Source organism: Algoriphagus pacificus, assembly GCF_017254845.1.
GTDB lineage: Bacteria > Bacteroidota > Bacteroidia > Cytophagales > Cyclobacteriaceae > Algoriphagus > Algoriphagus pacificus.
In genome coordinates, this window is sequence record NZ_JAFKCU010000001.1 from 1,443,354 (window position 1) to 1,455,680 (window position 12,327).

General features: G+C 39.3%; 8 protein-coding genes. 1 reads left to right on the forward strand and 7 read right to left on the reverse strand.

The genetic code is table 11. The features are described 5' to 3' along the window. Positions 1-30: 30 nt before the first annotated feature. The 7 genes from J0A69_RS06180 to J0A69_RS06210 all read right to left on the reverse strand — a co-directional run bounded on the left by J0A69_RS06180 (position 31) and on the right by J0A69_RS06210 (position 11,479). Positions 31-2,259, reverse strand: coding sequence for a S9 family peptidase (locus tag J0A69_RS06180; protein ID WP_206585644.1), 2,229 nt, complete (start codon positions 2,257-2,259; stop codon positions 31-33). A 128-nt stretch (positions 2,260-2,387) separates the two neighbouring features. After that, positions 2,388-2,762 carry a carboxypeptidase-like regulatory domain-containing protein gene (locus J0A69_RS06185; RefSeq protein ID WP_206585645.1) on the reverse strand — a complete coding sequence of 125 codons (375 nt, stop codon included), beginning with the start codon at positions 2,760-2,762 and terminating at the stop codon, positions 2,388-2,390. An 88-nt stretch (positions 2,763-2,850) separates the two neighbouring features. Further along, positions 2,851-5,028: a DUF5916 domain-containing protein gene (locus J0A69_RS06190; RefSeq protein WP_206585646.1), complete on the reverse strand. Its 2,178-nt coding sequence runs from the start codon at positions 5,026-5,028 to the stop codon at positions 2,851-2,853. 63 nt (positions 5,029-5,091) lie between these two features. After that, positions 5,092-7,491 carry an outer membrane beta-barrel family protein gene (locus J0A69_RS06195; RefSeq protein ID WP_206585647.1) on the reverse strand — a complete coding sequence of 800 codons (2,400 nt, stop codon included), beginning with the start codon at positions 7,489-7,491 and terminating at the stop codon, positions 5,092-5,094. A gap of 159 nt (positions 7,492-7,650) precedes the next feature. Then, entirely contained in the window at positions 7,651-8,319 is a 669-nt protein-coding gene (locus tag J0A69_RS06200) for a DUF3575 domain-containing protein (protein WP_206585648.1), read from the reverse strand. A 35-nt stretch (positions 8,320-8,354) separates the two neighbouring features. Beyond that, positions 8,355-10,502: a cation:proton antiporter gene (locus tag J0A69_RS06205; protein WP_206585649.1), complete on the reverse strand. Its 2,148-nt coding sequence runs from the start codon at positions 10,500-10,502 to the stop codon at positions 8,355-8,357. Continuing rightward, a complete protein-coding gene (locus J0A69_RS06210; protein ID WP_206585650.1) occupies positions 10,499-11,479 on the reverse strand; it encodes a calcium/sodium antiporter in 981 nt (326 codons plus the stop codon). Before J0A69_RS06210 ends, J0A69_RS06205 begins: the two co-directional genes overlap by 4 nt. 197 nt (positions 11,480-11,676) lie before the next feature. On the opposite strand from J0A69_RS06210, the gene J0A69_RS06215 reads away from it, so the two are divergent. Beyond that, positions 11,677-12,258, forward strand: coding sequence for a DsrE family protein (locus J0A69_RS06215; protein ID WP_206585651.1), 582 nt, complete (start codon positions 11,677-11,679; stop codon positions 12,256-12,258). The last annotated feature ends 69 nt before the right edge of the window (positions 12,259-12,327 follow it).

The window sequence follows — 12,327 nt, forward strand, 5'->3', positions numbered from 1 at the left end:
TATAGTTTAAAACTCCTAATTATTTGGTAATTAATTCACTGGGGTGTGCTCCATTAAATAATTTGTGAGCAAAGTATACAAATGAAGACTTGTTCCTTCTCCTTCCCTGATTCCATGTGACCTATTAGGATAAGGCATGATCTGGAACTGCTTGTTGTGTTTGATCAGTTCATTGATTAGCATTTCTGCACTTTGATAATGAACGTTATCATCTCCGGTTCCATGGACTACCAATAGGTTTCCCTCAAGATTTTTGGCATAAGTGATAGGTGAGCCTTCAATAAAATCTTCCAGATTTTCCTGTGGCAACCCCATGTACCGCTCTTGATAGATATTGTCATAAATCAACTGGTTTGATACAGATGCGACAGACATACCAGTTTGATAGACTTCTGGGAATTTAAACATCAGGTTTAAGGTCATGGAACCACCACCGCTCCAGCCCCAAACTGCCACTCGGCTTTCGTCCAAGTAGGGGAGCTTTAGCATTTCCTTGGCTGCCAATCCCTGATCTTTAGCATTTACTTTTCCGATATTTCTGTAAATGATTTTTCTCCAAGCGCTTCCTTTCAAAGTAGGAGTGCCTCGATTATCCATGTCGATGATGAAATAACCTTTTTGCGCCAGCATGATGTTGAATAATCCCACCTGAGTATCTGTCGCAACAGTGCTCCACGGTTCACCATAGACATGGAAAAGCACAGGGTATTTCTTTGTCTCATCAAAATCCACAGGATAAATCACTCGTGCATCCATTGTCACTCCTTCGGATGTAGTGACGGTGGTAAATTTGATGTCTGGCGTTTTAAGAGAGGCTAGTTTGGCTTTGTATGCCTTGTTCTCAACAAGATTTTTTAAAACCTCATGCTTTGGCAAAGAGACCAATCTTGTCGTCAAAGGATCAGAAGTACTTTGATGATTATGTACAGCTACCTCACCATTTGGAGCGATGTCGTAGGTATTTACTCCTGCGAAAGCTTCTGGAGTCACTCTTCGTAGCTTTCCTTTACCTGCTAAATCAATCGCGTATAAGTAGCGCTGAGTTGGGTTTTCAGGAGAGGCTATGAAAAATACTTCTTTATCAGAAAGTCCTCCAAAAGAAGCAACATCGTATTCTCCAGGAGTTAGTAAGGTTTTGTTTCCTGTTGCAATTTCAATTTTGTAAAGATGTCTCCAGCCGTCATTTTCAGTCATTCGTAAAAAAGCTTTGCCATCATCAACTAGCGGTAAACTATTGTCACTCCAGCCGTATCGAGACAAATCTGGATAAGCTAAGTCAACCCAAGTTTCTTCTGTTTCCACATAAACCTTTTTCAAATCGGCATTAGATGGCTGATAAGTCCAGATTGTCAATTGGTTTTGCTTTCGGTTCATCTGCTGAATCAGCAATAAATCTTCATTGATCCACTGCATGCCTGGGAGATAATTTTCTTTTTCCCCTCCTGGAATCGGAATCCACATGGTTTTTTGGGAACCCATATCAATCAACCCGATTTTGGCACCTGCAGGCTCTTCTCCGACTTTTGGATATTGAAGTGGGATAGGCTTGGAATAGACCGAGTCGGTGTTATTGATCATGTAAAAAGTGCCGATTTTGGAAGCGTCGATCTGCCAATAAGAAATGAATTTGGCATCTGGGCTCCATGCAAATCCATCCCGTTTACCGAACTCCTCTTCATAAGCCCAATCAAATGTTCCATTGATGATTTTATCGGTACCATCCGTGGTTAATTGAGTGACTTTTCCGGTTTCGAAATCCTCCAGATATAAATTAAACTTCTGCACATAAGCCACTTTTGAATTGTCAGAGGAGAACTTAGCAAACATCAGGGAAGAGGGTTCAAATTGAGCACCTAATCTCTTTAGAAGCTTTTCATTTAAATCATATACATAATAATCCCCTTTGGTATTGGATCTCCAAACCCTGCTGGAATTAGTGAAAATCAAGACCTTGCTCCCATCTTCGGAAAGTGTAAAGGATTCTATGTTAATGCGATCTCCATTGACAATTAATCCCGGCACATATACTGACTTTTCAAGAGTTTTGCTGTCCCAACGGGTCAATCCATTTCCATTTTCTACGGTCACATAGGCTGCCCCATCTTCAATCCATTGGATCGGCTGAAGCCTTTCTTGGCTGAATTCATTGGAAGCATAGATTCTTTCAAGTGTCAGCAAATCCGAAGATTGTGCCTGAAGGTTTTGAGCGGAAAAGGAGAAAAGAATTCCTAGAAAAAGAAGTTGCTTTGGAAATCGCATGGCGTTATATGGGGATTTAGATCCTTAAAAATAAAAGAATATCCCAAGACTTCTCAGTTTAGGTTAATCCAAAAGAAAAACAGGTCAATTTGACCTGTTTAATAGAATAAGTTTGAAATATTTCTCTGTTATTCTTCGAAAGCTGCGTCTGCCAGTTTTATCTGCCCATAGGACTTTGGTAAATCCTTTAGAACCACTTCCATTGTTTTTCCGGCATGTTCCCAATGGCTAAAAACCAAGGTCACTTTCTCTTCTGTAAATTGGCTGAGATCCAATTCAAAAAAACCATTCTCATCGGACACGATACCTTTGGTTGTTCCGTCCACTATGACGGCTACCCCTATAATAGGAGTACCGTTTTTTGTTACAAACTGAGCTCTGACAATGGGTTTTGAAGGTGGTTTAATATGTTTTACTTGTTGTGCACTGACCTCATGTGTTAATGCGAAGACTAAAAACGCACTAAAAATCAGGAATAAGCGAAAGAAAATGGGAAGATTCATCTGAAAGGAATTTAGAAACTAAAAAAGATTTAGTATCAATTAACTAATTCTGCCTCAGAAAATCAATTTTCTATATAGGATTTAAAGATCAGACATTCCACCAATAGGTAAACTTCAAGACAAGGGAGCGGTTCTTGGTGTAAAATGGAGCTGGTAAGTAATTTTCCGTGTAAACCAGAAATAAATCGGATGCTGGTTTAAATCTCCATTGAAATCGGGTGTTGAGATTGATGTTTTCTATCTGCTCATTGTATTGGACGAAAGCAGTGAAAAACAATGTATTGGTCATCGTTACATCCACTCTTGGGCCCACAAGCCAGAAGTTGGTATTGTACCAAGGCTCGGGTAAATGAATGGAATTATAATTGGCACTTAGGGCAATGCTGACATAGGGTTGAAATCTATAACCAATATCCGCAGTCACATTATATCGTTTTCCATCTGCATAATATCCTCCCAATCGGGTGGTGAAGGCATAGGTAAAAATGCTTTGGGGTTTGGAGGTAAACTCAGCACCTGTGGCATACCACTGATGCTCGGTTCCTCTTGCTAGAGTATCTCCGCTGTAATTTGTCGGGTCAAATGGTCGCTGAAGTAAAACATAGTCTGTAGACACCCAAGCCTGGAAAGTACTTTGACTTCTCCATTTGATGTTATAGGCAAGGAAGGTTGTGTTGTCTGTTTTCTCACCATCTGTATTGAAGAAATAACGAACCCCCACTTTAGGCCCATGATTCAGGATTTTTTCACTTTTTGGGAAAAACAGGTAACTCGCTTCTGGATTGATTTTGTAGAATCCGTTTCTCGGAACATATCCCACCTCTGCCGTATAGCTCTTGGAGACATATTGATGCTCCCAATTCCAGGTCAGGTTTCCCGAACTGTATTTCAGATTAGCTGCATGAACAAATCCATCTCCAAGCTGGGTTGGGGCAAAACTTTTCATGAACATAGCTTTTCCAGTCCACAGATTATTGGATGAGGCTAGGTTGTATTCCAGTCCTGCATTTCTGTTGAACTGGGAATAAACTGGTTGTTCAGCATCAGGATCGGGGTTGTAGTTCAAAGACTGTTTGTTGATAAACATCCCCGTGATATTTGATCTGGCTCCGACTTGTCTTTGTACAGAGAGAACTGTGAAGTTTTGTGCTGGCAAAGCATCCTCTTTCACTTCCCCTGTTTGCATGTTCATGGCGCCTATTCTCCAATCCTTATTGATTTTCCCGCTGAGACGTGCTCCAAACTGAATAGGGGCATTCAAACCTATTCTTCTAGAGAAAAACGGACGGATTGTCTCATATCCAAAGCTGGCAAAGAGATCTCCATTTTCCAGGAAAAACTGCCGTCTCTCAGGGAAGAACAGTTCAAAACGATCCAAGTTTGTGACCTGTCTATCGACTTCCACTTGGGAAAAATCCGGATTGACAGTCAAGTCCAAATTCAATGAAGAAGTCAATCCGATTTTAGCATCTAATCCAACTTCACGTCTGTATTCTGTTTCACCATCGCCTGCCACATCTGTTCTAAATCCTCCCAGTGCATAAGGAATAACGGAAATGTTTGCTCCCGTTTGAGGAGGTGCTTCATCCCAGATCAAAGAACCTGTGTAAGCTAAGGATGCTGATGGAAATTGACGTGGAACAGGTGCCCAACCGGATTTTTCAGTAGTCTTTAAATCAAGTCTGGAAAAATTGATTCCCCATTCTGTAATGCCTTTTTTATAACGGATGGATTTAAAAGGAATGGCTGCCTCAAAAACCCATTTGTCATCGTAGTTAGTGACTTTCGACCGCCATTTGTTGTCCCAACTCAAGTCTACGCTTCCTCCGTTATACATGATGCCATCCCATTGCGCTCCGGCAGCATTTGCTCCAAATGAAAAACCGTTTGTTTGATCATCAAATGGATCCATGAAAAGCAGGAAATTGTCATTTTTCCCAAAAGAGAAATCCCTTCGCAGCGATTCAACCATGTAAGGACCTTCCACTGCATGAAAATTTTCTACCAATAGGTATAAATTTTCATCATCATAAGTCATTCTTACATCAGTCCTCACTTTTGCAAAGCTGGTATCCATTGGAGTAATCATAAAAAAGTCAGTGGCGATTTCTGCATCATCCCAAGCTTTTTCATCAATAGCCCCATCAATCAAAACCTGCGAACTAGCCTTCTTGATATGAAGTTGGTAGGATGAATTTATTTTTTGTGCTTGAAGAATATGACTGGTACTGAAAAGAAACAGTGCCATTAATGAGAATTTCCACATGGGGTAAATGATTTTTCTGTTAATCAGCGATTAACAGACAGAATGGATTGGGCTTGGTTTAATTTATTGTCTTAATCGATAGCTAATCGTCAGATTTATCTGTCTTCGGACAAACTGTGAATTTCCTTCTGTGAAGAAGTTTTCACCTTCAATAATGTATCGGTTTCGTCGAGAATTAAAGATGTCATTTACAGTGAGAATCAGATTTCCTCGTTCACCTAAGATGCTTTTGGAAGCGGAAAGATCCATAAAGAAAATCCCTTTTCTGACTCCCTGAGCAGTTTTCTGTCTTGCATCGTAGTTTGCGCGAAGTTGGATATCGAGTCCATTACTTATGGTAAATCTAGATGTTTGTCTTAAAAGCCAGCTGTAAGTTTTCGCCTGGAAATCAGCTTCAATATTACTTCCATCTATGTTTGCATGAAAGAAATTTACATTCAAATCCAGCTTCCACCAATCGTTTATTTTATAATCCGAGCTGAATTCCACCCCAAAAGATTTTTCCCCAGTTAAATTATAAGGAGCTGTAACCGAGAACCCATCATCATTGACAGTTCGGATTCGCTCAATCTTGTCAGTGGTATTTCTGAAATAAACCGTAGAGAAAAGTGTTCCCTTTTCAAAATACTTGATGTGTCCCAATTCGAAAGCATCCGTGAATTCCGGATTCAAATCAGGGTTGCCACTAAAGAAATTTCTTTGATCCGAGAAGGTAACATAAGGGCTGAGATCATTGTAAACAGGCCTCCGAACTCTTCTGCTATAACTCAGTTGAAAAGCGTTTTCTGTGGAAATGTTGTAAGTCAAATGCGCACTTGGAAAGAGGTTGGTGTATTTCCTCGGATTCTTCTCATTTGTTTCCACTAAGATGGTTTCCACATCGGTATGCTCTACTCTCAAGCCGCCTTGGTAGCTCCATTTACCCGTTTTATTTCCCAAGATGCCATAAGCCGCCAGGATATTTTCATTGTAAAGAAAGATGTTATCCAAACCCGGTAGAGGGACTAGCTCTCCACTTTCATTTTCCTCTGAGACTACAAAATCATTTTCCATCTCTCGGAAGCTTGTACGCAAACCGGTTTCAAATTTTCCCTCTTTTGCAAATGGCTTGACATAATCCAGTTGAAGTAAATACTGGTTTTCGTATTCGTCATTCAAAGAAGTTTGAAGAAGATCTGAATCAGCAATCAATTGGCCATTTGGGTTGTAAGATGACTGGGTGAATTTCTGATCGGATCGCTCCCAATAGTTCAGATAAGTAAAAGCAGTGGTGAGTTCATGGCCTTTCTGCTCAAAATTTTTTTTGTAACTCACAATCACTTCTGAGTTTGGCTCCGCCTCAGTTTCGTCTTGCTGCCTTAAAGAATAGCCCAAATAAGTGTCAAAATTATTCAGATAATCTTCATAGCGGATATCTGTGATACGTCTCGCATCACTTCTTCTCCAGAGATAAGAGGCAGTCAGAATGCTCTTTTCGTTGAAATAATAATCAAGTCCTCCTCGGATATTGTTATTGAAACCTTTGAGAATTCCGGCATTGTTCTGACTCAAAATAGAAGTCGAGCCGTCTTCATTATAGACCTCTTGATATAATTCGCTAACGTTTGGCTGATGTCTACGAGCAAGACTATAATTGATAAACCAATTGATTCTGTTTTTACGATAATTGAGATTTGTTGAAAAACCCAGATTCAGTGGAGTTCCGACAATCACTTCAAAAGATCCGTTGAATCCCTGATTATTATCTTTCTTCAAGACGATATTGATGACTCCGGCCATGCCTTCTGCCTCATAACGAGCAGAGGGATTGGTGATCACTTCCACTCGCTCCACCATGTTAGCCTGAAGCTGCCGAAGTCCTGCACCTCCTTTAAAACTAACTAGTCCAGATGGTTTTCCATCGATCAGAATTCTCACATTGGAGGAACCCCGAAGTCGAACATTTCCTTCTGGATCAACCGACACAGATGGTAAGTTCATTAAAATATCATTGGCTGTTCCCCCTGCATTTGCAAGGTCCTTTCCTACGTTGAAAACCCTTTTGTCAAGGGATAATTCCATCAGAGTTTTCTCGCCTTGGACAACTACTTCATCCAAATCACCAGCGGTAGTTTCCAGTTCAATAAGTCCTAAGTCAACTTTGCTATTGTCTTTTGAAAAAATGATGAGGTTTGATTTGTAGGATTCAAAGCCCATGAACTCTATCAAAGTATAATATTCACCCATAGGAACATCAATGGAGAATTTTCCATTTTCTTCTGAAATTCCTCCGGCAACCAAGCTGTCTTTTTCGGTATAAACTGCCACAGAAGCAAATCCTAAGGGGTTTGCTGTAGATTTTTCTTGGATGGAGCCAGTAAGTTTGGCTTTGTTTTGCTGAGAAAACCCGAGAGAAGAGAAAATTATGGAGAGTAGTAAAAGTGCTCCGAATTTTCCCAAATTAATTTTTGGAATGGTATTCATTGTAATAGGCTAGGCTTGAATTTTGGGTTGAAATTTCCAAATCAAATAATGAATGATCGAAAATTCTCAGGAAGATATTTTGAATAATTTGTAAATCCAGTTAAAAATTGACCAAAGGCCTTAAAAGCCTGATGAAGAGATGCCGAAGTGAGGGAATTTTTATCTTTTCCCAGAAAGAATACCAACTTTAAAACCTAAAGTTAGGTGAGGTATGTAATCCCATCCATTGAATCTATACCTATTGCTAGCTAAAAAATATTCGTCTTCTTTATCTTGATTTGGAGCAACTTCCAAAATATTTACTTTTCTGTATCTCGACCTGATTCCAATACCGAAAAATGTATCCAAAAGCAGATTTTCAGAAACATATTTCTGTTTACCAAACTTCAGTCCTGTTCCTAAAACCTGGAAATCAACTTTCGCTTTGTTATACCAGATTTTAGCGTTGTAATCGGAGAGGTAATCCTCAGTTCGGATAAAATCCTTTTTGACAAAAAATATCTCAAGCCCCCAATAATGTTTTTTGGTATGAAATTTCAACTCGTTTTTGGTTCTCCAAAGTCTGAAATCCTCGTTTTTTCCTCGACTAGAATTGATGCCAAATATCCCTCCATTCACACCGATTTCAGATTGAATACTGAATTTTGGACTAAAGAAATATTCAATCCCACCTTGGATCACAATAGTTTCTGGTTCAAAAAGAGCTAAAGGAGAGGTTTTGAAAATAAGTTGATTGTCTAATTCCAGTGTTTGTTGAGCGAAACCACTCACATTGACCCCTCCGAATGCAGGTACTAAAAAAAGTAGGAGGCGAAGCAGAATTTTCATAGCTCCTAAAATAACCTAATTCCTTAATTAAAAATCTACTTTCTCTTCAATAAATTATCGAGAACTTTTTTAATCAAATCAAAGCGCTCTTTCGGACCAATCATAGATCCATGCATGATGTCGGTAATGGTTCGACCATTGTCTTTTGGTTGATTTGGGTAGATCAGGATAAAGCTGTTTTGCTTTAGCCAATAATGAATTAATTGAGGAACTTCTTCTAGTTTTGGATGATAGGAAACTGCCCCTTTTCTGCTCAAAACCATTATTAGATTATCATCGGGTTTTAAATGAATGTTTAGATTGAAAACCTCTTCCCAATCGGGGAATTTCCTGAAGTCAACTCGAATCGGATGATTTTTTAGGATTTCTTCTAAATATTCCTGGGTTTCTGTTGCTACATAAAAAACAATCCGGGCTCCTGTGTTTCTGGCGATATTCCAGATTTTAACAACCCAAAAAGGGAATCCCAATTCCTTCTCTGCATTTGGCGGTACAAGAATTAAATGTCTTTTGTGCGTTTCAAATGGCTGGTGAGACTTGTAAATAAAGGTCGTAGTGTTTGATTTGCTCAGAATTCTCTCAGTCAGATTTCCCAAAAAGCTATCGTTTACTCCTTGCTTTTCATGTAGACCTAAAACCAAATCCGTGATTTTATTTTCATGAATTATTCCAGTAATGCCATGCTCCACATTGGAATCATACCGAAGCAATTCAATTAGTGCATGATCAGTAGATGCTGATGCTTGGCTGGCTTTGTTTAAGACTTTTTGAGCTTTCATTTCTGCTGCAGAATCTATGTCTTCCGGGTTCAGAATGCTCAGTCCATACATACTTGACTTTTTCTTTGGCGACTGGAAAAGCACACTCAGTTTGATCAATTCAACAGAAGTTTCCTCGTTTCTCATAGGAATCAAGATCCTTTCCGGAATTTCTTTTTCCGAGTTTTCGTCTTTTTGGACTTCAGAAAGCAGTAGGTTTTTGGCCCCTTTTTGAGCCTCAAAGGAAGCAATCGTACAAGTGATCAGAATCATGACGATAGTGCCATTTAAAATCGATTCTGACAAAAGCCGAATTGGTTCTCCCGATTCTGTATTGCCGATGATGGTATTGTATCCGATAATTACCGCTGCCAAAGTTGCAGCAGCTTGTGCATTGCTCAATCCGAAAATAATTCTTCGTTCATTAATCGAGAATGCATAGGTTTTTTGAGTCGCAAAAGCGGCGAGCCATTTTGCCAGAATGGCTACCGATGTCATTACAAAAGCAACCCAGATCGTTTCCCAACTTTTGATAAAAACAGTGAAATCAACGAGCATTCCCACACTGATAAGGAAGAATGGGATGAAAATAGAATTTCCGACAAATTCAATCCGATTCATCAAAGGTGAGTTTCTTGGTATCAAAGAGTTGATCGCCAAACCCACCAAGAAGGAACCGATGATAGCTTCTATTCCTGCTAATTCTGCCAATGAAGCTCCCAGAAATACCAAAACCAGGACAAAAATATATTGAGAGGAATTATCCGAATACTTCTTGAAAAACCAGCGTCCGAGCTTAGGAAAACCAAAAATGATAATTAGAGCAAATGCCATTAATGACAGAAACAGCTTCAACCAAAAAGCTGCATTTACCTGCCCATGAACTGAGCCTATTATTACAGCCAAAACCAATAAAGCTAGTGTATCGGTAATCAAAGTGCCGCCTACAGTAATCTGAACTGACCTGTTTTTAGCGATACCTAATTTTGAAATGACAGGGTAAGCGATCAGAGTATGCGAGGCAAACATACTGGCCAATAGAATGGAAGAAATCAAAGAAAGTTGCAGCAGAAAGAGACCTGCCAGAGTTCCAAGAATCATTGGAAAAAGAAACGTGAACATGCCGAATACCAGACTTTTGTTCTGGTTTTTCTTGAATTCATGAATATCGATTTCCAACCCTGCAAGAAACATGATATACAGTAATCCTGCTGTCCCGGATAGGATGATGCCACTGTCTCTTTCTATCAAACCAAAACCCTTTGGTCCTACAATAGCTCCTGCGATAATCAAACCTAAAAGTGGAGGGATTTTTAGCCTGTTTAGTAATATTGGAGCAAGAAGGATGATCAATAAGATCAATAAAAATTTGACTACCGGATTGGCAATGGGCAATTCCAAGGAAAAAATTGCTAGGAAATTCATCCGGTATTAAGTTCAGTTAATCCAAGTTCTTTTAAGACAAGGTAAGTGGTATAGACTAGGTAGGTTACTAATAAAATAGCGGCTTCCCATCGGTCAAGGCTTTTTCTTTTTCCTGTAAACATGGCCAGAAAAAGGAAAATAGTTCCTCCCATTAAAATGTAAAGATCAGTATTGAATGAAAGCTGGAAATCCAATGGTTTGATGATAGCACTGACTCCAAGAATCAGGAAAATATTAAAGATGTTAGAGCCGATGATATTGCCAATAGCAATGTCATTGTTCTTTTTTAAAGATGCGACTACAGAAGTTGCCAATTCAGGAAGCGAAGTTCCCGCCGCTACGATAGTCAGACCGATGATTTTTTCACTTACGCCTAGACTTTCTGCGATTCCCACAGCATTATCCACTACGAGTTTTCCGCCAAGAACGAGCCCTGCTAAACCACCTAAAATCAAAGCCCAGATTTTTAGGGCAGTATAAGATTTAGCTTCAATCTCCTCAGTTTTGGGTTCTGATTTGAGTTGGGTAAACACGTAATAAAGAAAGGCACCGAAGCAAATCAACAAGCCAAAACCTTCAATAATGTCAAGATTTGGTGTATTTCCCATGAAAAAGTTATTCACCATGAGCAGCAGGATGATCGCTGCCAAAAAAGAAAATGGGATTTCCTTCCAAACGGAGCTAGACTGAACAGATAGAGGAGTTATGATTCCGGCAATGCCTAGAATAATGAATAGGTTGAAGTTATTTGAACCTATAATATTTCCGAAAACGATGTCCGGATACCCGCCAGAAGCTGCCACTGAATTTACAACCAATTCTGGAGCCGAGGTCCCAAATGCGACAATAGTCAACCCAATCGCCAGATCGGACACATTATATTTTTTTGCTAGGACAGAAGCTCCATCCACCAACCAATCTGCTCCTTTGACAAGAAGTAAAAGTCCAATAATCAATAAGGAAAAGGAAAGGATCATACCAATTAGTTAGACATTTAGGATTGAAAAATTGCTCAAAAGTAGACGGAAAAAAGTGGATAAAATTCAAAGAGTTAAGAATTATTTTTTTGCTTTTAAATACTGGTTGAAAGAGATTTTTCTAGGGTAAAAAGCAGGAAAAGTTGAATTGAATTTTTTTATGATTAATTTCCTAAAAACCTTCTAATCAAATTTTTATGAAAAAGATTTTTGCCCCACTGCTATTTGTATTCATGGTCATCAATATGACCTGCTTGGCGCAAGGAGAATTGCCTCCACACATCAAAGAGAATATTACTTATCCAGTATTGGATTTTCATCCTTGGGTTGGTGTGATGCCAGTTGAGAATCCGGAAATGACTTATGATCCAGATTTGGAGTATAAAATCGCAATTGATCTTTATGGCCGGGTCAAAGATTCTACCGCTATTCAATCAGCTTTCTTGGAAGTGGCTAGAACGTACAATCTGCACATCGCAAATGGGGTTCCTCCGGAAAAGATAAAGATTGCGGCAGTGATTCATGGAGGATTGGTTCAGGCAATTTTAAAAGAGGAAAACTATCAGGAAAAATACAGTCAAACGAATCCGAATTTAGCAGCTATTCAAGCTTTGGAGAATGTAGGGGTGAAGTTCTATGTCTGCGGGCAAAGTATGGGGTTCAATAATCTAAAAGCAGATAAAATAACGCCCATGGTGAAGATGGCAGTTTCTGCGAAGACTACTTTTATCACCTTAGATCAAATGGGATATACTTATCTAAATGTAAGTGAGGATTAAAAAATGAAATCCCAGAACTTAGCATTCTGGGATTTTGATTTCCTAAACTTTAGATTTTATGATTTCCGT

Excerpts from the sequence above, each read along its gene's own strand:
- J0A69_RS06180 (WP_206585644.1), bottom strand. The coding sequence starts at position 2,259 with ATGCGATTTCCAAAGCAACTTCTTTTTCTAGGAATTCTTTTCTCCTTT.
- J0A69_RS06195 (WP_206585647.1), bottom strand. The coding sequence starts at position 7,491 with ATGAATACCATTCCAAAAATTAATTTGGGAAAATTCGGAGCACTTTTA.
- J0A69_RS06185 (WP_206585645.1), bottom strand. The coding sequence starts at position 2,762 with ATGAATCTTCCCATTTTCTTTCGCTTATTCCTGATTTTTAGTGCGTTT.
- J0A69_RS06205 (WP_206585649.1), bottom strand. The coding sequence starts at position 10,502 with ATGAATTTCCTAGCAATTTTTTCCTTGGAATTGCCCATTGCCAATCCG.
- J0A69_RS06210 (WP_206585650.1), bottom strand. The coding sequence starts at position 11,479 with ATGATCCTTTCCTTTTCCTTATTGATTATTGGACTTTTACTTCTTGTC.
- J0A69_RS06215 (WP_206585651.1), top strand. The coding sequence starts at position 11,677 with ATGAAAAAGATTTTTGCCCCACTGCTATTTGTATTCATGGTCATCAAT.
- J0A69_RS06200 (WP_206585648.1), bottom strand. The coding sequence starts at position 8,319 with ATGAAAATTCTGCTTCGCCTCCTACTTTTTTTAGTACCTGCATTCGGA.
- J0A69_RS06190 (WP_206585646.1), bottom strand. The coding sequence starts at position 5,028 with ATGTGGAAATTCTCATTAATGGCACTGTTTCTTTTCAGTACCAGTCAT.